The sequence below is a fragment of the Streptomyces sp. E11-3 genome, assembly GCF_046540415.1.
Lineage (GTDB): Bacteria > Actinomycetota > Actinomycetes > Streptomycetales > Streptomycetaceae > Streptomyces.
This window is the reverse complement of record NZ_JAZGRL010000001.1, coordinates 3627812-3649193: the sequence shown is the minus strand read 5'-3', so window position 1 is coordinate 3649193 and position 21382 is coordinate 3627812. Positions and strand designations below refer to the sequence as shown.

Below are 21382 nucleotides of genomic sequence, written 5' to 3'. Positions count from 1 at the left end.
AGCGCTTCTACAGCGCCTTGTGAGGCGCCGAGTGACAGGGGAGCACTGTGCTGTCAGTTCCCTGCCAGCGCAGTTCCCTGACAATCCTGATCTGTGGTGAACAGGCTTGTGACCAGGCAGGATTCAGATCAGAAGGACGGCGGGGGAGCCGTCCGGCGGAATAGATCAATCCGCAGAGAATCAACTGCCGAAGGGTCAATTGTTCATGAAGAACAACGCACTGCGCTCCGCATTCGTCGGTCTCACGATGCTCGTCGCCGGTCTCACTGGCGCGGTCACGGCCAGCAGTGCGGTCACTGCGGGTGACGATGTCAACTCCGTTGCGGTGGACCCGATCTGGGATGCTCCGAGGCCGACCGGCAGCGAGCCCGACCCGATCGGGGACCCGATCTGGGACTAGCCGCACCTGGGCCAGGAGAGCTGACGGAACCCGCCCCGCATGAGGGGGGCGGGTTCTCGGCATGTGGACGGCCGATCCTGAATCTTGGCTGAAACCAGTCGTGTTACTTGCTGGTAAATCCGTAGGATCATCACTGCATCGGGCGGGGGGCGCTTTCGGTCAATTGGGGGGCGTGTGCTTGAACCATTGGGTATGGGATCTCAGGCCGCAGAGGTCTACCGAGTGATGTTCCATCACCCGGAATTCCGGGTCGAGGACCTGGCGGAGCACCTTGGCTGGTCACTGGAGCGCGTACATGCGGCACTCGACGAATGCGTCCGACTCGATCTGATCCGGCCAACATGGGACGACCCTGGGTGGATGCGCCCGGTGAACCCGGAAGTCGGCCTGCAGGCGCTGCTCGCCAAACAGGAGGCCGACCTGCTGGTGCGCCAGCAGCGCATCGCCGACAGCCGCGTCGAGGTGGCCAGGCTGGTCGACGAGTACACGACCGTCCGGCAGCGGCAGCGGCGCCTTGAGGTGGAGCGGCTCACCGGAATCGAGGAGATCCAGGCGCGGATCGAGGAACTGACCCAGGGCTGCGAGAGCGAGCTGCTCACCTTCGCCACCGGCGGCGGCCACTCGGAGGCCAGCCGCAAGGCCAGCAAGCCGCTGTGCGACATGCTCTACGAGCGCGGTGTCACGATGCGCAGCATCTACCTGGACAGCGTCTACAACGACCCGTCCACGGTGGAGCATCTGCGCTGGTTGTCCACCCATGGGGACCGGGTGCGCACCACCGCGTCGCTGCCCTCCCGGATGCTGCTCTTCGACCGCACGTACGCGGTGCTGCCGATGGACCCCGATGTCTCGGCCGCGGGGGCGCTGGTGCTGCGCGGACTGGGGGTCATCGCCACCCTCCGTGAACTCTTCGACCGGGTGTGGGAGGACGCCACACCTGTGGAGGACACCCGGCCGCAGCGCCGGGAGTCCGATGAACTCTCCAGCCAGGAGCGGGCGGTGCTGCGGCTGCTGGCGGAGGGGCTGACCGACGAGGTCGTCGCGCGCAAGCTGGGCATCTCCGTGCGCACCAGCCGCCGGATCACCGCGGACCTGATGCACAGCCTCGGCGCACGCAGCCGCTTCCAGGCCGGCACCCGTGCGGTGATGCTCGGTTGGCTGACCCTCGGCGCCCTGTAGGACCCGGCCGCCGGACAGGCCCTGGCCGCCGCGCGGCCCCAGGAGGCCCCGCGGTGCGGGGAGGAGCCGTATAGGGCTCGTATAGCAGGCGAATCCACGCTCGACCCATCGAACGGATGGCGGAGTCAGCAGGCTCCGACCCCGATCCCTCTTGGAGTCGAGATGACCAGCACCAACCTGACGGCCGGACTTGACGCTGCCCAGAAGCAGGAGATCAAGGAGGTCGTCTGCGACATTCTGGAGATCGACGAGGACGAGGTCACCGAGACCAGCCTCTTCAAGGAGGAGCACGACGCGGACTCGCTCCGCGCCATCGAGATCCTCGCCGCCCTGGAGCGCACCCAGAAGGTGACCATCGACCAGGCCGAGCTCAGCCGCATGGTCAACCTCGAGGGCGTCTACGTGGTGGTCGCCGAAGCCGCCCAGCGCTGATCCGGAGCTCCGACCGCCAGATGGGTGAGCTTTCGATGAACACAGACATGCGAGGACAGTCCGGGCGCCGTGTGGTCATCACCGGGCTCGGCGTAGTCACCAGTATCGGCATCGGTGTCGATGCGTTCGCCGCCGGCCTGCGTGCGGGCCGCAGCGGGGTCAAGCCGATCACCGCGTTCGACACGGAAGGGTTCGCCCACGCCAACGGCTGCGAGGTCACCGACTTCGACCCGGCGGACTGGATTCACCGGCAGGACCCGGAGGAGCTGGGCCGCGCCAGTCAGTTCTCGGTGGCCGCGGCCAGGATGGCGGTCTCGGACGCCGGATTCACCGCCGACGACGTACGCGCCCGTCGCTCCCTGGTGTCCGTGGGCACCACGGACGGCGAGTCCAGGGACCTCGACCAACTGGTCGCGGCGGGCCTTGAGCACGGCCCGGAGGAGTACGACCCGGTCGTCGCCCGTCGGGTGCCGGCCGGGCGGCTCTCGGCCGGCATCGTGCGCGAGCTGGAGCTCGAGGACGTGGAGGCGGTCACCATCCCGACCGCCTGCGCGGCGGGCAACTACGCCGTCGGCTACGGCTACGACGCCATCCGCAGCGGCGATGTCGACGTCGCCCTGTGCGGCGGTGCCGACGCCGCCTGCCGTAAGACCTTCACCGGCTTCTACCGCCTGGGCACCATCGCCCCCGAGGTCTGCCGTCCCTTCGACAAGGACCGTGAGGGCATCCTCACCGGCGAGGGCGCGGGCATCCTGTTGATGGAGAGCCTCGACTCGGCGCTCGCCCGGGGGGCCCGGATCTACGCCGAGGTGCTGGGGTACGGACTGGCCTGCGACGCGCTCCACCCGGTCGCCCCCGACCAGGGGAGCATCGCCCGGACGATCAGCATCGCGCACCGCAACTCCGGGGTGAGCCCGGACCAGATCGACTTCGTGTCGGCGCACGGCACCGGCACCAAGGCCAATGACATCACTGAGGCCGGCGCGATCCGCCAGGTCTTCGGCGAGCAGGGCATGCCGCCCACCGTCTCCATCAAGTCGATGATCGGCCACAGCATGGGCGCGGCCAGCGCCGTCTCGGCGGCCGCCTGCGCCCTCGCCCTCACCGAGGGCTTCATCCCACCGACCATCAACCACCGCGAGACCGACCCCGAGTGCGGGGTGGACTGCGTGCCCAACGAGGCGGTGGCGGCCGACCTGGACGTCGTCCAGAACAACGCCCTCGCCTTCGGCGGGAACAACGCCGTGCTCATCCTCGGCAAGGTCCGTGACCGGGTCCGCGAGCCCGCCTTGAGCGGGAGCGTGGCATGAGCTGGATCGTGACCGGTACGGGTGCCGTCGCCTCGGTGGGCGGCAGCGTCGAGGAGATCTTCACCTCCCTCTGCGAGGGCCGCAGCGGGCTGGCCGAACTGCGGGGCTACGACCGCGACAAGTTCCGCGCCCAGGTGGCGTACGAGATCGACGACCGCCCGGCACCCGGCCAGGACGAGCCGCTGCGGGCCACCCGCTGGCTGGAGCAGGCCGTCGCCGCCGCCGCGGCGGACGCCGGGCTCGGCGACGATCTGTCGCAGGTGCCGGTACTGGTCGGCACCACCCTGCGCGAGCTGCGCTCGGTCGAGCTGTCCTGGCGCGACGGTGTCCCGTTCGACCCGCGTGACCTGCACTTCGGCACCATGCTGCGGCGCAGGTTCGGCGCCACGGACACCCACACCGTCGCCAACGCCTGCTCCGCCTCGCTCTACGCCCTCGCACTCGGCACGGACCTGCTCGATCTCGGTGCCGCCGACACCGTCGTGGTGGCGGGCGTCGACACCATCACCGAGTCGACATACGGGCTGCTCGACCGCTGCTACCCCGAGGCGCCGGACCGGGTCCGGCCCTTCGACCGGGCCAGGCGGGGCATGCTGCAGGGCGAGGGCGCGGTAGCCCTCGTGCTGCGGCGCGCCGCGGACGGGCCGGGGGACGCGGCGCGGGTGCACGCCCGGGTGCGTTCCGTCGCCGTCAACTGCGACGCGTACCACCCGTCGGCGCCGGACGCCAAGAGCATCACCTCCGCCGTGCGCGAGGCGCACGACAGAGCCGGTGTGCGGCCCGCCGACATCGATCTGGTGATGCTCCACGGCACCGGCACGCCGCTCAATGACGAGGCGGAGTCGGCCGCGCTCAAGTCGGTGTTCACCGGGCTCGACCCGTCCCCGTACATGACCGCCATCAAGTCGATGACCGGCCATACGGCGGGCGCCTCCGGACTGCACAGCCTGGTCGTGGCCATCGACGCGCTGCGGACCGGGACCGTGCCGCCGACCGTGAACCTCGACGACCCCGTCGACGCGGTGGCCGGATTCCGGCTGGTGCGCGGCACCGCCGAGCGGCCGGCACAGCCGCTGCGGCTGGCCCAGATCGATTCGTTCGGCTTCGGCGGGCTCAACGCGGTCGCCGTGATCGAGCAGCCCGCCGAGGCGTCCACAGAGCCGCCACCGCCAGAAGGAAGGGGACCGGTCCAGTGACCGAACGTACCGTGATCACCGGCCTGGGTACCGCCGTGCGCGGCGTGGCCGGACCAGCGGACCTGCTCGCCCCGCTGCCCGAAGGCCACGAGGACGTCCCGCACCCCGTCACCCGGTTGACCGGCCGCGGCCTGCGCTACAAGGACCGGGCCACCAAGCTCGCCATGGTGGCGGCGCGGGACGCGCTGCACGCGGCCGGCCTGGTCGACGAGCAGGGGGAGCCGCTGCTGCCCGGCGAGTCCACCGGGGTCGTCGTCTCCACCAACTACGGGAATGTGGACACCGTCTGCGAGACCGTGCAGACCATCGCGGATGACACCTATCTGGGCACCAGCCCGATGCTGCTGCCCGCCACCTCCAGCAATGTCGTCGCCTCCTGGCTGGCCATCACCCACGGCCTGCGCGGCGCCAACCTGACGCTGTGCAACGGGCCGGCCTCCGGGATCGACGCCGTCGACTGGGCCAGACTGCTGGTCGCCGCCGGCCGCGTCGAGCGGGTGCTGGTGGTCGGCGTGGAACCCGACAACGCGGCGGTGCGCCATGTCGCCGAGTCGGAGACGCTCTTCGACGGGGCGGCGGCGCTGGTCGTCGAGTCGGCCCGGTCCGCCGCCGGACGCGGTGCGCCCATGCTGGCCGAACTCGGCCCGTACGCACGGCGGGGTGACCACACCGCGGCCGTCGCCTCGGTACGTGACCGCAGCGCCCAGGCCGTGGGCCTGTGGTGTGTGCCGGAGCATCCCGAGGGGATCGAGGCACCCGCCCCGGCGCTCGGAGTGTCGGTCGGTACCGCGCAGATCCAGGACCTCGCCGCCCGGTTCGGTCCGGCCTCCGGAGCTCTCGGAGTCCTGCAGACGGTCGCGGCCACGGCCTGGCTGGCGACGGCGGACGACGGGGCTGCCGCCCTGCTGAGTTCGGGCACCGGTGACGCGGGCGGCGACGACGCGGCCTCCGCCCTGATCCTGGCAGCGGCGTGAGCGCGGCCGCGGGACCCGGCGCCGCCAACACCCTGCGGCGCTTCGGCGAGACGCCGTTGCCCAGCAGAACCCCGCACTCGCCGGCCTCGGGAGCGGACTTCCGCCCGGGGGCGCCGGGCGGCGGGCCGGGGCAGCCGGGCGTCCAGACGGACGCGCCGCACCGCCCCGCCCTCGTCGACGTCACCTTGCGCCGCCCTGCCCGCCCGGGCGCCGCACCGGTCCGCGGGCTGGCCCTGCACGGACTGGCCGGGAGCGCCGCGGTCTGGCGCCCCTACGAGGAGCTCGCCCTGCCCGAAATGGAGTGGTGGGAGGCCGGGTTGCCCTGGGAGGCCGCTGGAGACCCGACCTGGAGCCACCGCCCCGACCCGGCGCGGTGGGTGGACGCGGCGCTGGACGCCATGCCCGGTGGCGTGGACGTCCTGTTCGCCCACTCCTTCGCCGCACCGCTCGCCCTGCAGGCGCTCGCCCGGCGCCCGGCCGCCACGCGCCCCCGTGCCGTGGTGGTGGTCGCGCCCTTCCACCGCAGGCGGCCCGAGCAGTTCTCCTGGGAAACCGCCACCCACTACCTGAACGGCTTCCACCGGATTCTCGAAGAGGGCCTGCGCATCGGGTCGCAGGGCAGGCTTGGCAAGGACCTGCGCCGCGACATGGCGCTGCGGGTCCGCGACCGGGTCGGCCCCTACGGCTGGCTGCGCTTCTTCGAGGCCTATCTGAACAGCCCCTTCCTGGATGTCGCCGCGCTCGGCCTCCCGGTGCTCGTGGTGGCCGGAGCGGACGACTTCTCCGCGCCGCCCGACGACGCCAGGGCGCTGGCCGCCGCGCTGCCCGACGCACGGCTGCGGATCTTCGAGGACTGCGGGCACTTCGCCATGGCGGAGCGCCCCCAGGACTTCGCGGACGCCGTGCACACGTTCGTGCACGCGTGCTTCCCGGCCATCCCTTCCCCCACCATCCCCTCAACACAACGGAGTTGACGTGACCACGAATACCGCTGCTGTCGAGGCCGCAGTCCTCGCCCTCCAGCAGCCGAGCTCCCTGGAGATACGCCCCCGCTACGAGGGCTCCAACATCTGCACCTGGATCGGCTTCAAGCACGTCAACTACCTCGTCGAGGAGGCCGTTCTCAACCATCTGCGCCAGGCGGGCATCGCCCCGGGCACGGTCTACGAGGTGTACGGCCTGTGCACCGACATCGTCGACATCGACACCCGCATCCTGCACGCCTTCCACATCGACGACACCGCGATCGCCGAGGTCAGGCCGCACCGCAAGGCCAAGGACGGCGAGCTGGTCTTCGCCGTCACCCTGCAGGTGCAGCGCGAGACCCTGCTCAAGGCCGTCACGTCGACCGTACGGGTCCAGCTGCGCCTGGACCCGCGCGGTGGCGGCGGGGAGCCGGTGCCGGCCGCGCTGGCGCCTTTCGCGGTGGACAAGCTGGCCGCCGTGCCCGGCTGGAAGCCGGAGCCGGTGGAGGCCGACCTGGCCGCGGACGACCTGCTCAAGGAGCTGACCGCGGGCCGCAACGCGTACGCCTGGAAGTTCCGTATCCCGTACTGGTACTGCCACTTCACCGAGCGCCAGCAGATGTCCGGCTATCTGCGCCTGATGGAGGAGGCCAAGGACCGGCTGGTCGCCGACCGCGGTGTCTCCATCAAGACCCTGCTGGACGAGCAGAACTGGATCCCGGTCGTTCCGCACTCCCGGATCACCGTCCTGGACGAGGCGAGGATGGAGGAGGACCTCTACATCGTCCTCACCGTCGAGAACGTCTTCAAGGGCTTCACCTACGACTCCCGGATGGACACCTATGTCGTACGGGACGGGGAGCTGGTGCAGACCGCGACCGGACGGATCACCCACGGCTACGCGGTGATCGAGAACCGACGCGACTGGAGCCTGGTCTCCTTCGACGACCGGATGAACGCGGCCCTGGAGGGCCGGGTGGCATGAGTTCCCAGGTCGTGGTCACCGGGGTCGGCGCCGTCACCTGCCACGGTGCGGGCGCGGACACACTGTGGCGGGCCATGTCGGCGGCCTCAGTCAGGCCGCCGGACCGGCCGGCGGACCCCGCCGCGAGGATGGAACTGCCGCTGATCAGCCTGGTGCCCGACCTGGAACCCGGTGCCGAGCGGGCGGTCGCCTTCGCCCGCTCGGCCGCCGTCGAGGCGCTCGCGGACGCGGGTCTCGCGGCCGCGTCACTGCCCGTGGGGCGTACGGCCGTGGTGGTCGGCAGCTGCATGGGCGAGCCGGGGCCCAACGAGCGCGGCCGCGGTGGTGCGCCGGGCGGAGCCGACGGCTGGGCGCCGCCGTTCCGGATCGCCGCCGAACTGGCCGGTGAGCTCGGGGTGTTCGGCGAGGCGCAGGACATCGGCAACGCCTGTGCCGCGGGCGGCTACGCACTGGGTCTTGGCGCCGATCTGGTGCGGTCCGGTGAGGCCGACGTGGTGCTGGCCGGCGGCTCGGACGCCTACTCGCGGGTCGCGCTCGGCTGCTTCAACCGGCTCGGCGCCGTCGATCCCGAGCGGTGCCGCCCCTTTGAACTCGACCGGGCCGGCACGGTGTTCTCCGAGGGGGCCGGGATGCTCGTCCTGGAGTCCGCGGAGCACGCGGCGGCCCGGGGCGCGGAGGACGGCGGACTGCGGCTGACCGGCTCCGGATGGAGCTGCGACGCGGGGCACCCGACGGCACCGGAGGAGAACGCCGAGCAGATCGTCCGGGCGATGCGTCGGGCCATCGGCGGGCGGCACGCCGCGCCCCTCGGCTGTGTCGTGCCGCACGGCACCGGCACCCGGATCAATGACGTACTGGAGAGCCGTGCCCTGCACCAGGTGCTCGGCGACGGCGCCGGGCAGGTTCCGCTCTACAGCCTGAAGGCCCTGGTCGGGCACGCGGGTGGAGCTTCCGCCGCGCTCGGTGCGGTGGCGGCGGCGCTGGTGCTGCGGCACGGCGAGATCCCGCCGAACGTGCCGCTCAAGGAGCAGGACCCCGAGTGCGCGGTGTGGCTGCCGCAGGACGCGTCCGTACCGCTTCCCGCCGACGCTCGGCGGGTGCTGGTCAACGCCTATGGATTCGGCGGCAACAACGCATCGATTCTGCTGGAGGCGGTGTGAACGGCGTGAGCGGCATGAACGGCTCGCTGGCGGTCACCGGTATCGGTGTCGTCACCCCCTGGGGAGACAGCCCTCAGGCCGGCGCGGCCGAGCGCGGACGGCCGCGGTCCGGTGCGTGGTTCGACCACCGGGAGCGGCTCGGGCGGCGCGGTTACAAGTACCTGCCGCCCGCGGCGCAGTACGCACTCGCCGCGGCGCGCACGGCGGCGGCCGACGGCGGCGGCAGTGCGCCCGGCGGTGTTCCCGACGACCGGCGCGGTCTGGTGTTCGCCACCAACGGCGGGCTGGCCGGGGTCCTCGACACGATGGACGAGACGGTCGTCGAAGGGCCCGGTGCCCATGGACTGTCTCCGGCTCTCGCCCCCTACTTCGCGGTGAACGTACTCGGCAACCGGGTGGCCGCCGAACTCGGCCTCAAGGGCCTCGCGTTGACGGTTGCCTCACCGGTCACCGCGTCCCTCGACGCGGTGACGACCGGTGCGCGGGCGCTGTCCGCCGACCGGGCGGGCAGCCTGCTGCTGACGGCGGCGGAGGAGCCGCTTCCGTCGGGCGCCGGAGAACAGGGCGCGGTGGCTCTGGCGCTGGAACCCGCCTCGGCCGCCCACGGGCGCGGCGCCCAGGTACATGGCACCCTCCGCTCCCGCTCGGGGTTCATCCCCCCGAAGGCCCTGACCACGGGGCCGGGCCGTGAACGGGCTGCCGCGCTGCTAGCGGGTCTGGTGGCGGAGCTGCTCCCGGAACCGGGCACGGGACCGGGCGCCGCGCCCGGCCCGCAGCCCGCGCCCCAGGTCCGCTTCGTCACTGACGGCTCGGCGGGTGCGCGGGCCGCGGCGGCGATGGTCGCCGATGTGCTCGGGACCGGACACCAGGAGCCCGGAGCGCCGCACGGCGGGACGCTCGCCGCGGCGCTTGAGGTCGCGCACGCCGTGACCGCGCGCCGGGGCCGCACCCTCGTCGTCGCCGCCGGGGCACACGGGCAGGTCGGCCTCGGCCTCGTCTCGTCGCCTGCCCCGCTTGTAGAGCTCGTATAGCTCACAGAACTACAGAAATAACAGAACTCGCAGAGCTCACAGAACTCACAGGAGTCACCGTGCTGAAGTCACTCGAGGGAAGCTGGTGCCTGGTACTCGGGGCGTCCAGTGGGATCGGGCGGGCCATCGCACTCGGACTGGCCCGCGAGGGCGTCAACGTCGTCGGTGTCCACTTCGACACCGCCGCCAGGTCCGAGGAGGTCGCCGGGCTCGTCGAGGAGATACGCGGCCTCGGGGTCGAGGCGCACTTCCACAACGCCAACGCCGCCGCCCGCGCCACCCGCGGCAGCCTGATACCCGAGATCGCCGAACTCACCGGCGCCACCGGCGGGATACGCATCCTGGTCCACTCGCTCGCCTTCGGCTCCCTGGTGCCGTTCCTGAGCCGCGAGGGCTGGGAGAAGCCCATCACCGGGCGGCAGCTGGAGATGACGCTCGACGTCATGGCCCACAGCCTCGTCTACTGGACCCAGGACCTTGTCGCCGCGGGCCTGCTGCGCAGCGGCTCCAAGGTGTACGCCATGACCAGCGCCGGCACGTCCCAGGCGCTGCCCAGCTATGGCGCGGTCTCGGCCGCCAAGAGCGCGCTGGAGTCCCACACCCGCCAGCTGGCCTGCGAGCTGGCGACCCGCGGCATCGCGGTGAACGCCCTGCGGGCCGGGACCACCGTCACCCCCGCGCTGCAGCGCATCCCCGAGCACGCGGGCTATATCGAGCGCGCCGCCGAGAACAACCCGCACGGCCGGCTCACCCGTCCCGACGACGTCGCCGAGGCCGTCGCTCTGCTCTCCCGCACCGACTCGTCGTGGATCAGCGGAAACACGATCGGCGTCGACGGAGCCGAACTGCACGCCGCCGCCGGAGCCTGGGGCCAGTGAGCCCGTACTCCGCTGACTTGGAGGAAGAGATGAATCTCGCCGCACCTTCCCGGGGCACCACGGCCCCTGGATCCCCGGCCGGAAACGAGCTGGTCGTCTCGGGCTGGTCGGTCACCTCGCCGTACGGACTGGGGGCCGGGGCCTTCGCCGACGGCGTACGGGGTGGCCGGGAGGCCGTGCACGTCGCCGAGGACGGGGCGGACCTCGGGCCCTATGAACGCGCGGGCCGTATCCCGGGGTTCGACATCCGTGCCGTGCTCGGCCGCAAGGGCACCCGGGCCATGGACCGGGCCACCGCGATCGCCGTCGCCACCGCCGGGATGCTCCTGGAGGAGGCCGGGCCCGGACTGTCCCAGGACAGCCCGGAGGACATCGGCATGGTGCTCGGCACCGGCCATGGCAGCGTCCAGTCGATCATGGACTTCACCCGGGACTCGCTCACCGGCGAGAAGCCCTTCCATGTCGACCCGGCGGCCTTCCCCAACACGGTGATGAACCGCGCGGCCGGCCAGAGCGCCATCTGGCACACCCTGCGCGGCCCCAACACCACCGTCGCGGGCGGCGCCGTCACCGGCCTGCTCGCCCTCAACTACGCCTCCCGGCTGCTGCGGCAGGGCCACTGCGAGGCCGTGCTGTGCGGCGCCGTCGAGGAGTTCTCGACGGAGCGCGCCTGGCTGGAGTACCGGGCCAGAACCGGTACCGGCAAGGGGCAGCCCGCGGGCCCGCTCGGCGAGGGCTGCGCGCTCTTCCTGCTGGAGCCCGCCCAGCGTGCGGCCGCCCATGGCCGCACGTCACTCGCCACACTTCTTGGCTCCCGCTTCCTGGCCTTCCAGGACCCGGAGAACGCCGATCGTGCCGTGCTGCGGTCCGTCACCGAGGCGCTCAAGGAGGCCGAGGTCGCCCCCGACGGGGTGGGGCTGCTGGTGCCGTCCGACAGCGGCGGCCACCTCGGCGCCCGCGAGGACGCCGCTCTCGCCGAGGTGTTCGGCGAGAGCAGGCCGCCCCGGCTGCGGATGCGCCGGCTCGTCGGCAACGCATCGGCCGCCTCCGCCTCGCTCCAACTGGCCGCCGCGGTCGCCGTGCCAGAGCCCGGCACCCCGGTCCTGGTCACCTCTGTGGACCCGGACGGCCAGGCCGGAGCCATGGTGCTGCGCACCGGCACACCGTGATCGCCGCAGCCCGCCGCAGGACGTACCGGCTGCGCCGCCGCGTCGCCCGCACATACATCGACCGGCTCGCCTCACCACCACCGTCACAGTCACCGTCACCGGAAGGACGTGTTACCACCATGGCCGAGACCACCGCCGTGTCCGTACTCGACAAGGAGCAGCTGCGCGAGCTCCTCGCCGACGTACTCGACCTGGACATCGCCGAGATCACCGACGACGCCCACTTCACCGAGGACCTGGACGTCGACTCTCTGATGGCGCTGGAGATCACCGTGCGCCTGGAGAAGGAGTACGGAGTCCGCCTCGCCGAAACCGAACTCACCATCATCACCACCCTGCAGGGCACCTACCAGCTGCTGGACAGCAAGCTGCGCGAGGTCGCTCGATGAGCGCCGCCTCGCCGCTGGCCGGACTGGAGCGGATGCGCAGCGGCCCTGACGGCACGGTCGTCGCGTTCACCGCCCCGGGCCGCGACGACCGGGTGATCGCCGGGCACTATCCCGGGTTCCCGGTGCTGCCCGGTGTGTATCTGATCGAGGCGGTGGACCGCTCGGTCCGTCAGTGGGCCGATGACGCCCCGGTGGAGCTGTCGGCGATGGACCGCTGCCGCTTCCACAGCCCGGTCTTCCCGGGTGACCGGATCACCGCCGACATCACCGTGCGGCAGGACGCCGAAGGGCTGCTGTGCGACGCGTCCGTCAGCACCGACCGCGGCCGGTCCGCCGACATCCGGCTGCGCTACCGCAAGGGAGAGCAGTGACCAGCACCGGCTACGGCCTCGAGCGCATCAAGAACACCATCCCGCACCGCGGTCCGATCCTGCTCGTGGAGCGGGTCGGCGAGGTGGTGCCGGGCGAGCGCATGACGACGTACAAGGCGATCTCGGCCAATGAGCCCGTGTACGCGGGACTCGGGCAGGACGCCGCGGCGACGGACTACGCCTACCCGACCTCCCTGGTCATCGAGTCCTGGGCGCAGTCCGCTGTGCTGCTCTCGGTCTGGGAGGACCCCAACCCCGACGTACTCGCCGGAAAGGTCGAGCTCGCGGGCGCCATCAACCAGGTGGCGATCGGCGGGCGTGCCTACCCGGGAGACGTACTGGAGCACCGGGTGCGGCTGATCAAGTCCGTGGACGACACGGCGATTCTCGCGGGCGAGACGCTCGTCGGCGGCCGCGAGGTGCTGAGTGTCGGCACCTTCGTGGTGGCGCTGCGCGATGTCACCGAGCTGCTGCCCGCCGCCAGCCCCGCCTCCGACTCCGCCCCCGAACCCGACCGCGTGCCGTCGGCCGTCTGAGGAGCCCCGCAATGACTGAACAGGCAGTGACTGACCAGGTTGTGGAAAACCCCAAGGTCGCGCTGGTGACGGGTGGTTCGCGAGGGATCGGCCGGGCGGTGGTGGCCCGCCTCGCCGAGGCCGGCTACGACATCGGCTTCTGCTACCGCTCGGACGACGCGGCGGCGGCCCTGGCCGAGAAGGACGTCCACGCCCACGGGCGCCGGGTGCTGTCGCGGCGGGTGGACGTCGCCGACCGCGCGCAGGTGCGGGAGTTCGTGGCGGAGGTCGAGGAGCGGCTGGGCCCGGTCTCGGCCGCGGTCACCTCCGCGGGCATCACGCGGGACAAGCCGCTGGTCCTCATGGAGGAGGACGAGTGGGACGCGGTGCTGCGGACCAATCTCGACGGCACCTACGCCGTGTGCCGCTCGGTGATCTTCCCGATGATCAAGCGGCAGGGCGGCTCGGTCGTCACGCTCTCCTCGATCGCGGGTGTCGCGGGCAACGCGGGCCAGACCAACTACTCCGCGTCCAAGGCCGGGATCATCGGCTTCACCCGCTCGCTGGCGAAGGAGGCGGGCCGCTACGGCATCCGTGCCAACACCGTGGCTCCGGGCTTCATCGACACCGACATGACCTCCGAACTGGACGACAAGACGGTCAAACTGATGCGCGGCCGGATTCCGCTCAAGCGGTTCGGCACCCCGCGGGACGTCGCCGACGCGGTGGCGTTCCTGGTCTCGGACGCTGCGGCGTACGTCACCGGGACGGTGCTCCAGGTCGACGGCGGTATCGAGCTGTGAGCGCAGCCAGGCGCCGGACCCGACGGCCGCCGCGCTTCTACTTCTCGCTGCGCAGCCCGTACTCCTGGCTGGCCTGGCGGGATCTGCGGGAGCGGTATCCGGGTGCGGCCGCCGCGGTGGAGTGGGTGCCGTTCTTCGAACCGGACGAGCAGAGCAGAAAACTCCTCGCCGAGGCCGGGGGATCCTTCCCCTACACCCCGATGTCCGCGGCCAAGCACCGCTACATCCTCCAGGATGTGCGCAGGCTCGCCAACGAACGTGGGCTGACCGTCAGTTGGCCGGTGGACCGGAAACCGGTCTGGGAGGTCCCGCACCTCGGCTATCTGGTCGCTGAGCGGTACGGCGAAGGCCCGAGGTACATCGAGCTCGCGGCCAGGGCGCGGTGGACCGAGGGCCTGGACATCTGCGATCCCGCGGTGATCGCCGGTTTCGGTTCTGAACTGGGACTGGACGGCGAGGAGTTGGCGGCCGCGGCCTGGGACGCCGGGATGCGGGCGCGGGGCGTCGAGGTACTCCTCGAGATCGAACGGGACGGGGTGTTCGGTGTCCCGTTCTTCACGGACCACTTCGACAAGTACTGGGGCGTGGACCGGCTGCCAGCGTTCGCGGCGGCGGTTCGGGCACGTACGGATGCGCGGGTCCCGGCCGATGACAGCCGTCCGGCCGACGACGTCCGCACACCCGACGACAGCCGCACGGTCGACGACGGCCATGCGGGCGGCTGCGGCTGAACCGGCCGCGGTTCGGCATATAGGTGCGCGATAGCGGACGCGGACACCGTGTCCAGTGAAAACGCTGGCAGAAGGTGCGGGAGGGTGGGGAGTTCGGGTGTCCGGCTTCGAGAGCTTCGTGGGTGCGCTGCGCCGCAGAGTGGCACAGGACCCCACGCGCAAGGCGATCCGCTACTGGACCGCGGACGGTGTGCGGGAACTGGACTACGCGGATCTCGACCTGGCCGCACGGACGCTCGCCGACCGGCTGCGGACAGGCGGCGCGGCCCCCGGGGACCGGGTGCTGCTCTCCTGCGGCCCCGGTACCACGTTCATCCAGGGCTTCCTGGGCTGTCTGTACGCGGGCACGGTGCCCGTGCCGGTGCCGGCCCCCGGCGGGTTCGGGGCGCAGGAGGCACGTACCACCGCGATCGCCGCGGACACCGGCGCGCAGCTGGTCCTCACCGACGGACCCACCGAGGCTGCGGTGGCCGCCGCGCTGCCGGAACTGGAGCGCCTCACGGTGGAGCGGGCCGGCGCCGAGGGCGACCCGGCGAACTGGTCCGAAATCGCCGTGCACCGCGGCGACCTGTGCTTTCTGCAGTACACCTCGGGATCCACCAGCGACCCGAAGGGCGTGATGGTCCCGCACGGCGCCCTGGTCCACAACCTGGGCCTGATGCGGGACGCACACGGCTGGGACGGGTCCATGACCTGGTGCAGCTGGCTTCCCCCGTACCACGACATGGGGCTCATCGCGATGATGCTCGCCCCGCTGTACCTGGGCGGCAGCGCGGTGCTCATGTCCGCGACCGACTTCCTCAAGCGGCCCGTCTCCTGGCTGCGGCTGATCGACCGGTACGGCGCCGAGGTCAGCTGCGCCCCGAACTTCGCCTACGAGCTGTGCGCCCGCCGGCTCGGCGAGGACCAGACCGCGTCGCTCGACCTCTCCCGGTGGCGGTACGCCTGCAACGGCGCCGAACCCGTGGACGCCGCGACGCTCGCGCGGTTCGCCGACCGCTTCGCGGGCAACGGCTTCAAGCCGCAGGCCCTGCTGCCGGGTTACGGTCTCGCCGAATCCACGCTCTACGTCTCCGGTACCCCGGCCGACGAGCTGCCCGCCGTACTGCTCGCGGACCCGGCGGCGCTGGACCGCGGCGAACTCCTTGAGGCCGCTGCGGGCGGGCCGGTACGGGAGCTGGCCGGCAGCGGGGTCGTACGCGGCCTGGACGTGCGGATCGTGGACCCGGACCAGGGCGTGGAACGGCCGGACGGGCAGGTCGGCGAGATCTGGATCCGCGGCGAGAGCGTGGCGCTGGGCTACTGGAACCGGCCCGATGACACCGCCCGCACATTCGGCGCGCACCTCGCGGACGATACGGACCGTACGGGCGGTACCGGCAGTACAGGCAGTACAGGCAGTACAGGTGACGCGGGCACCACGGGCGGATTCCTGCGGACCGGCGACCTGGGCGCCCTCCTCGACGGTCAGCTCTACGTCACCGGCCGCCTCAAGGAGATGATCATCTCCCACGGCCGTAACCTCTACCCGCACGACATCGAACGCACCGTGCGCGATCTCGAGGAGGCCTTCGACGGTCTGAACACGGCGGTGTTCTCGGTCCGCCCCGGCACCGCGGCGGAGGAGATCGTGGTGGTCCAGGAGGTCCGCGGCCGCGGCCTGACCGACGACGCGCTCGCCGCGCTGGCCCGCCGCACCCGCAGCCGCCTGGCGGCCCGGCTCGGCATCCGGGTCGGCGGCGTTGCCCTGGTCCGGATGGGCCGGGTACGGCGCACGACCAGCGGCAAGATCCGCCGCGCCGAGATGCGCAGACTCTTCGAGGCCGGCGAGCTGGAGCCGCTCTGCGCCGATCTGGCACCGGGACTGGAACCCCGGCCCGCCCGGCTCGGCGTGCCGGCCGGGGGCGACGGCCCTTGGGACCCGTACGCCCTCACCGCCGAGCTGGAGCGGCGGCTCGGCGACCCGCGCGACCCCGCCCGTGCCTTCTCCTTCGCGCGGTGCGCGGAGCTCGACCGGGCCGAGGAGTTCCCGGCCGAGATCTGCCGGGAACTGGACGGACTCGGGCTGCCGGGCTGGTTCGCGCCGGTCGAGCACGGCGGGGAACTCCGGTCCGCGGAGGACCTGTTGCAGATCATCCGGACCCTGGGGCGGCGTGACTTCACCGTGGCACTCGGCCACACCAAGACCTATCTCGGTGCCGTGTCCGCCTGGGTCGCGGGAACCCCGGCTCAGGCCGCCGCGCTCGCCGCCCGGGTCCGCGAGGGAGCCGTCGTCTCGCTCGCGCTCACCGAGCGGGCGCACGGCAGCGATCTACTCGCCGGTGAACTCACCGCCGTACGCACCGCGAACGGGTGGCGTCTTGACGGCGAGAAGTGGCTGATCAACAACGCCACCCGGGCCGACCTCGTCTGCGTCCTGGCCAGGACAGGACCTGAGGGCGGCACCCGCGGCTTCAGCCTGCTGCTGGTCGACAAGGCCCGTCTCACACCCGGTAGCTGGCGCCCACTGCCCGCCGTGTCCACACACGGCGTACGCGGCGCCGACATCAGCGGCATCGCCTTCGACGGCGCCGAGGTCCCGGCCGACGCGCTGATCGGTGCCGAGGGCGAGGGCCTGGAGATCATTCTCAAGGGCTTCCAGATCACCCGTACGCTCTGCTCCGCGATGTCGCTCGGCATGGCGGACCAGGCCCTTCGTACCGCCGTGGAGTTCGCCCGTACCCACCGGCTCTACAACCGGCCGCTCACCGAACTGCCCCATGCCGCCCGCACTCTGGCCGAGTCCTATGCCGATCTGCTCGCCATGGAGGCGGCCGGTCTGCTGGCCACCCGCTCGGTGCACACCCTCACCGAGGAGCAGAGCGCTGTCTCCGCCGTGGTCAAGTATCTGGTGCCGACCCTCGGCGACCAGCTGATCGGGGCGCTGCGCGGCCTGCTCGGGGCACGCGCGATGCTGGTCGACGACCACGCCCACGGCGTCTTCCAGAAGATCGAACGCGACCACCGCATCGTGGGCATCTTCGACGGCAGTACGGCCGTGAACCTGAACTCGCTGATCAACCAGTTCCCGGTGCTGGCGCGCGGCTGGCGCAAGGAGCTCGCCGACCTCGACGGCGTACGGGTGGCGGCCCGGCTGGACGGCCCGGTCCCCGCGCTCGACCACGACCGGCTCACGCTGTACTCCCGCAACGGCGGCAGCGTGGTGCAGTCGCTGCCCGAAGCGGTGCGCCGCCTGAGCGCCGTCGCCCCGCCCGGCCTCGTGGCCCTGGCCGAACGGCTGCTGGTCACCGCGGACGAGCTGCACCGCGAGCTGGCCGCGCAGCGGCCCGCCGCCCGTGCCGTGCCCGCGGCGGCCTTCGCCCTGGCCCGCCGGTACGCGCTGCTGTACGCGGCCGCCGCGATCCTGTGGCTCTGGCTGGAGAACCAGGACGGGCCGGCCGGGCAGGGCGGTCTCATCGCCGACCCCCGTGTGCCGGAAGCGGTCCTGACCAGGCTGCTGCGGCAGTTGTCCGGCGAACCGGACCTGGACGACAACGACGGCCCCGCCCTGGACGCGCTGCTGCCTCTGGTGCACCGGCAGTACGAGCGGGGGCACCTCTTCTCGCTCCTGCAGTGCTCGCTGGCCGACGCCGAGGGCGCGACCGCGGAAACGGAGGAATCGGCATGACGTACCCGGAGCGGATCGAGCGGCTCGAAGCGCTGCTCGGTGACCCACTGGACCCCACCAATCCGCTCGGCCACCAGGCCGTGGTCGCCGCCGACGAGCGCGGCGAGCTGCTCGCCGAAGGGGAGGCGGCACTCGCCTCCTACGGTCTGGGAGCCGAGTTCGTGCCGGTGGCACTCGGCGGCCGCTTCGACCGCGCCGACCACTTCGCCCGCCTGATGCGCTCAGTCTTCCGCCGCGACTGCGCCCTCGGCATCGGCCACGGTGTCACCAGCTTCATCGCGGGGCTGCCCGTCTGGGCGGCGGGCAACGAGGCCCAGCGGCGCAAGGCGGCCGACATCCTGCTCTCCGGCGGCCGGATCGTCGCCGCCTACACCGAACTCGCCCACGGCAGTGACTTCTCCCGTACGGCACTGACCGCACGGCCCGACCCCGGCGCCGCCCCGGGCGGTACCCCGGGTGCCACCCCGGGCGGCTATGTCCTCGACGGCGGGAAACAGCTGATCAACAACATCGGGCGGGCCGAGGCGGCGGTGCTGTTCGCCCGCACCGACGACCGGCCTGGCAGCCGCGGCCACTCCCACCTCCTGGTGGACCTCACCCAGGTGCCGCCCGAGCGCGCGGACCGCTCGGCCCGCTTCGCCACCTCCGGGGTCCGCGGCTGTCTGCTCGGTGGCGTGCGGTTCGACGGCTGCCCGGTGCCTGCCGACGCCCTGCTGGGTGCCGAGGGCGGGGCGATGGAGACCGTGCTGAAGGTCTTCCAGGTCACCCGGAGCGTGCTGCCGTCGATGGTGGTCGGCGTCGGGGACAGTCAGCTGCGCACCGTACTCGGCTTCGCCCGGGAACGTGTCCTGTACGGCGGTCCCGTCGCCGAACTCCCGCTGCCCCGAGCTGAACTGACCGGCGTCTTCGCGGACCTGCTGGCCTGCGACGCGCTCGCCACCACTGGCGCGCGGGCGCTGCATCTGCTGCCCGAGGAGACCAGTGTGCTGTCGGCGGCCGTGAAGTACCTGGTGCCCAAGGTCCTCCAGGACGCCTCCTACCGGCTCGGGGTGCTCCTCGGCGCCCGCGGCTATCTGCGGGAAGGCCCCTACGCCGCGTTCCAGAAGGCGGCCCGCGACCTGCCGGTGGTGGCGCTCGCCCACGCGGGCAGCGCCGTCTGCCAGGCCAGCATCGTGCCGCAGCTGCCCCGCATCGCCGAGCGGTCCTGGCGGCCCGCGCTGAGCGGGGACGTCAGGCGCCCCGTCCCGGCCGGTCTGTTCCGCCCGGACGAGGAGCTGCCGGCCCTGGACTACGACCGCCTCGCGCTGAACGGCCGGGGCGCCGACACCCTCGCCGCCGCACTGCCCGCGCTCGCCGCCCAGACCGAGCAGGAGCCCGAACTCGCCGCGCTGGCCCGGCTGTTCACCGCCGAGCTGGCCGCCCTGGCCGACCGCTGCGCGGCCCTGCCGCCGCGGGACCGCACGGCCGTCGCGGGCCGCCGCGCCTTCCTGCTCGCCGACCGGTACGCCCACCTGCTGGCGGCCACCGCCTGTCTGGGCATCTGGCGCGACGCCGCACCGGGCAGCTTCACCGCGGACCCGCGCTGGGTCACCGGGGCGCTGCACCGGCTCGCCGAGCGGCTCGCGCTGCGGCCCGCACCTCTGTCGGAGCCGGTCACCGCCTTCCTCTACGAGGAGGCCGTCGACCGGCACGACAACGCCCGCACCTTCGATCTGTTCCGCGGACGGCTCGCACAGCGGACCGTCCTCTCCCAGGGAGCCTCCAGATGACCGAGACCACCGTCACCCCCACTGCCGCCGCCCTTTCGGGTGATGTCTCGCCCGAGCAGATACGCGCCTGGCTCGTCGACCGCGTTGCCTACTACCTGGAGCGGCCGGCCGCCGAGATCGACGAGGGCGCCGAACTCGTCGGCATGGGGCTCGACTCGGTGTACGCGCTGACGCTCTGCGGCGACGTCGAGGACCGCTTCGGACTCGCCGTCGAACCGACCATGGCCTGGGACCACCCGTCCGTGGACGCCATCACCGCGTACCTCGCCGGAGAGCTCGCGCAGCGCTGACGCCCCGGCCCCGCGGCACCCCGACCACCCTCTGCCGGGCCGGGGTGCGTCCGATCCCCCCTTCGGACGCACCCCGGCCCCTTTCTCCTGCCTTCTTCCACCTTCTCCTGGTCTTTTCCTGCTTTCCCCGAAATTCCAGCTATAGGTGCGATATAGCAGGTCACACCACGCTCTCGACCATGACCCAGTACACGTTCCCAGGCATTCTGGCGACCGTAGGAAACACACCCCTCGTGGAACTGGAGCGACTGCTGCCGGGATTCGAATCCCGGGTCTTCGGAAAGATCGAGAGATTCAATCCGGGTGGCAGCATCAAGGACCGCTCGGCGCGCGGAATGCTGCTCGACGCCATCAACAGCGGCGCTGTCGTGCCCGGCCGTTCCGTCATCGTCGAGTCCAGCTCCGGCAACCTCGCGGTGGGACTCGCCCAGCTCTGCCGCTATTTCGGACTGCGCTTCATCTGTGTCGTCGACGGCAAGACCACCGAGCAGAACCTGTCCATCCTCGCCGCCTTCGGCGCCGAGGTCGAGGTGGTGACCGAACGGGACGAGCTGACCGGCGAGTTCCTGCCGGTGCGGCTGCGCCGGGTGCGTGAGCTGGTGGCCGCCACTCCGCACGCGTACTGGCCCAACCAGTACGCGAGCCTGCTCAACCCCAAGGCCCATGAGACCACCATGCGGGAGATCGCGGACGCCCTCGACGGCAAGGTCGACTATCTCTTCTGCTCCGTCTCCACCTTCGGCACCCTGCGCGGCTGCGCCGACCACATCCGCGCCGCCGGGCTCGGCACCAAGGTGGTGGCGGTGGACGCGCTGGGCAGCGCCATCTTCGGCCTGGAGTCCACCGCCCGCCTGATCCCCGGGCACGGCGCCTCGGTGGTGCCGCCGCTGATGGACCCGGAGGCCGCCGACGAGGTCGTCCACATCTCCGACCTGGAGTGCGTGGTCGCCTGCCGACGGCTCATCGACCGGGAGGCGATTCTCGCGGGCGGCTCGTCCGGCGCCACCGTGGCCGCACTGCGGAAGATCCAGCACCGGATCCCGGCGGGGTCGAACTGCGTGCTCGTCTTCCCGGACGGCGGCGACCGCTATCTCGACACCATCTACTCCGACGACTGGGTGAGCCGGAACTTCGGTGAAGTCGCCCACCTCTGGAAGGGCTGACCCAC

At 71.9% G+C, this 21382-nt stretch carries 21 protein-coding genes; all 21 read left to right on the top strand.

Annotation, left to right across the window (positions count from 1 at the left end):
• Positions 1 to 205: 205 nt before the first annotated feature.
• Positions 206 to 400, top strand: a complete 195-nt coding sequence (locus U9R90_RS16730) for a hypothetical protein (protein ID WP_411057246.1) — start codon at positions 206 to 208, stop codon at positions 398 to 400.
• 192 nt (positions 401 to 592) lie between these two features.
• Positions 593 to 1579 (top strand): LuxR C-terminal-related transcriptional regulator, encoded by a 987-nt coding sequence (locus U9R90_RS16725; protein WP_411057245.1) that lies wholly within the window; start codon positions 593 to 595, stop codon positions 1577 to 1579.
• 162 nt (positions 1580 to 1741) lie between these two features.
• Positions 1742 to 2011: an acyl carrier protein gene (locus tag U9R90_RS16720; protein ID WP_411057244.1), complete on the top strand. Its 270-nt coding sequence runs from the start codon at positions 1742 to 1744 to the stop codon at positions 2009 to 2011.
• 35 nt (positions 2012 to 2046) lie between these two features.
• A complete protein-coding gene (locus tag U9R90_RS16715; protein WP_411057243.1) occupies positions 2047 to 3321 on the top strand; it encodes a beta-ketoacyl-[acyl-carrier-protein] synthase family protein in 1275 nt (424 codons plus the stop codon).
• Positions 3318 to 4517 (top strand): beta-ketoacyl synthase N-terminal-like domain-containing protein, encoded by a 1200-nt coding sequence (locus U9R90_RS16710; protein WP_411057242.1) that lies wholly within the window; start codon positions 3318 to 3320, stop codon positions 4515 to 4517. The genes U9R90_RS16715 and U9R90_RS16710 overlap by 4 nt, the downstream gene beginning before the upstream one ends.
• Entirely contained in the window at positions 4514 to 5491 is a 978-nt protein-coding gene (locus U9R90_RS16705) for a beta-ketoacyl synthase N-terminal-like domain-containing protein (RefSeq protein WP_411057241.1), read from the top strand. Before U9R90_RS16710 ends, U9R90_RS16705 begins: the two co-directional genes overlap by 4 nt.
• Positions 5488 to 6465, top strand: coding sequence for an alpha/beta fold hydrolase (locus U9R90_RS16700; protein ID WP_411057240.1), 978 nt, complete (start codon positions 5488 to 5490; stop codon positions 6463 to 6465). The genes U9R90_RS16705 and U9R90_RS16700 overlap by 4 nt, the downstream gene beginning before the upstream one ends.
• A gap of 1 nt (position 6466) precedes the next feature.
• A complete protein-coding gene (locus tag U9R90_RS16695; protein ID WP_411057239.1) occupies positions 6467 to 7441 on the top strand; it encodes an acyl-CoA thioesterase in 975 nt (324 codons plus the stop codon).
• The gene (locus U9R90_RS16690; RefSeq protein ID WP_411057238.1) at positions 7438 to 8601 is read left to right on the top strand and encodes a beta-ketoacyl-[acyl-carrier-protein] synthase family protein; all 1164 of its coding nucleotides are present in this window, start codon (positions 7438 to 7440) and stop codon (positions 8599 to 8601) included. The genes U9R90_RS16695 and U9R90_RS16690 overlap by 4 nt, the downstream gene beginning before the upstream one ends.
• Positions 8598 to 9632: a beta-ketoacyl synthase N-terminal-like domain-containing protein gene (locus U9R90_RS16685; RefSeq protein ID WP_411057237.1), complete on the top strand. Its 1035-nt coding sequence runs from the start codon at positions 8598 to 8600 to the stop codon at positions 9630 to 9632. Before U9R90_RS16690 ends, U9R90_RS16685 begins: the two co-directional genes overlap by 4 nt.
• Before the next feature lie 59 nt (positions 9633 to 9691).
• Positions 9692 to 10510, top strand: a complete 819-nt coding sequence (locus U9R90_RS16680) for an SDR family oxidoreductase (RefSeq protein WP_411057236.1) — start codon at positions 9692 to 9694, stop codon at positions 10508 to 10510.
• A gap of 29 nt (positions 10511 to 10539) precedes the next feature.
• A complete protein-coding gene (locus tag U9R90_RS16675; protein ID WP_411057235.1) occupies positions 10540 to 11679 on the top strand; it encodes a beta-ketoacyl synthase N-terminal-like domain-containing protein in 1140 nt (379 codons plus the stop codon).
• Between the two features lie 119 nt (positions 11680 to 11798).
• Positions 11799 to 12068 carry an acyl carrier protein gene (locus U9R90_RS16670; RefSeq protein WP_411057234.1) on the top strand — a complete coding sequence of 90 codons (270 nt, stop codon included), beginning with the start codon at positions 11799 to 11801 and terminating at the stop codon, positions 12066 to 12068.
• Complete coding sequence (locus tag U9R90_RS16665) at positions 12065 to 12439, top strand: hypothetical protein (RefSeq protein ID WP_411057233.1); 375 nt, start codon at positions 12065 to 12067, stop codon at positions 12437 to 12439. Before U9R90_RS16670 ends, U9R90_RS16665 begins: the two co-directional genes overlap by 4 nt.
• Entirely contained in the window at positions 12436 to 12975 is a 540-nt protein-coding gene (locus U9R90_RS16660) for a 3-hydroxyacyl-ACP dehydratase FabZ family protein (protein ID WP_411057232.1), read from the top strand. Before U9R90_RS16665 ends, U9R90_RS16660 begins: the two co-directional genes overlap by 4 nt.
• Positions 12976 to 12986: 11 nt before the next feature.
• Positions 12987 to 13757, top strand: coding sequence for a 3-oxoacyl-[acyl-carrier-protein] reductase (gene fabG / locus U9R90_RS16655; RefSeq protein ID WP_411057231.1), 771 nt, complete (start codon positions 12987 to 12989; stop codon positions 13755 to 13757).
• Positions 13754 to 14488 carry a 2-hydroxychromene-2-carboxylate isomerase gene (locus U9R90_RS16650; RefSeq protein WP_411057230.1) on the top strand — a complete coding sequence of 245 codons (735 nt, stop codon included), beginning with the start codon at positions 13754 to 13756 and terminating at the stop codon, positions 14486 to 14488. The genes fabG and U9R90_RS16650 overlap by 4 nt, the downstream gene beginning before the upstream one ends.
• A 97-nt stretch (positions 14489 to 14585) precedes the next feature.
• On the top strand, positions 14586 to 18155 hold the full coding sequence (locus tag U9R90_RS16645; RefSeq protein WP_411057229.1) for an AMP-binding protein: 3570 nt from the start codon (positions 14586 to 14588) through the stop codon (positions 18153 to 18155).
• Complete coding sequence (locus tag U9R90_RS16640) at positions 18152 to 19924, top strand: acyl-CoA dehydrogenase family protein (protein ID WP_411057228.1); 1773 nt, start codon at positions 18152 to 18154, stop codon at positions 19922 to 19924. The genes U9R90_RS16645 and U9R90_RS16640 overlap by 4 nt, the downstream gene beginning before the upstream one ends.
• Positions 19921 to 20214 (top strand): acyl carrier protein, encoded by a 294-nt coding sequence (locus tag U9R90_RS16635; RefSeq protein ID WP_411057227.1) that lies wholly within the window; start codon positions 19921 to 19923, stop codon positions 20212 to 20214. Before U9R90_RS16640 ends, U9R90_RS16635 begins: the two co-directional genes overlap by 4 nt.
• 179 nt (positions 20215 to 20393) lie before the next feature.
• Positions 20394 to 21377 (top strand): 2,3-diaminopropionate biosynthesis protein SbnA, encoded by a 984-nt coding sequence (gene sbnA / locus U9R90_RS16630; RefSeq protein WP_411057226.1) that lies wholly within the window; start codon positions 20394 to 20396, stop codon positions 21375 to 21377.
• Positions 21378 to 21382: the final 5 nt, after the last annotated feature.

Excerpts from the sequence above, each read along its gene's own strand:
- U9R90_RS16675 (WP_411057235.1), top strand. The coding sequence starts at position 10,540 with ATGAATCTCGCCGCACCTTCCCGGGGCACCACGGCCCCTGGATCCCCG.
- fabG (WP_411057231.1), top strand. The coding sequence starts at position 12,987 with ATGACTGAACAGGCAGTGACTGACCAGGTTGTGGAAAACCCCAAGGTC.
- U9R90_RS16725 (WP_411057245.1), top strand. The coding sequence starts at position 593 with ATGGGATCTCAGGCCGCAGAGGTCTACCGAGTGATGTTCCATCACCCG.
- U9R90_RS16635 (WP_411057227.1), top strand. The coding sequence starts at position 19,921 with ATGACCGAGACCACCGTCACCCCCACTGCCGCCGCCCTTTCGGGTGAT.
- U9R90_RS16720 (WP_411057244.1), top strand. The coding sequence starts at position 1,742 with ATGACCAGCACCAACCTGACGGCCGGACTTGACGCTGCCCAGAAGCAG.
- U9R90_RS16715 (WP_411057243.1), top strand. The coding sequence starts at position 2,047 with ATGAACACAGACATGCGAGGACAGTCCGGGCGCCGTGTGGTCATCACC.
- U9R90_RS16710 (WP_411057242.1), top strand. The coding sequence starts at position 3,318 with ATGAGCTGGATCGTGACCGGTACGGGTGCCGTCGCCTCGGTGGGCGGC.
- U9R90_RS16730 (WP_411057246.1), top strand. The coding sequence starts at position 206 with ATGAAGAACAACGCACTGCGCTCCGCATTCGTCGGTCTCACGATGCTC.
- U9R90_RS16690 (WP_411057238.1), top strand. The coding sequence starts at position 7,438 with ATGAGTTCCCAGGTCGTGGTCACCGGGGTCGGCGCCGTCACCTGCCAC.
- sbnA (WP_411057226.1), top strand. The coding sequence starts at position 20,394 with ATGACCCAGTACACGTTCCCAGGCATTCTGGCGACCGTAGGAAACACA.
- U9R90_RS16670 (WP_411057234.1), top strand. The coding sequence starts at position 11,799 with ATGGCCGAGACCACCGCCGTGTCCGTACTCGACAAGGAGCAGCTGCGC.
- U9R90_RS16640 (WP_411057228.1), top strand. The coding sequence starts at position 18,152 with ATGACGTACCCGGAGCGGATCGAGCGGCTCGAAGCGCTGCTCGGTGAC.
- U9R90_RS16665 (WP_411057233.1), top strand. The coding sequence starts at position 12,065 with ATGAGCGCCGCCTCGCCGCTGGCCGGACTGGAGCGGATGCGCAGCGGC.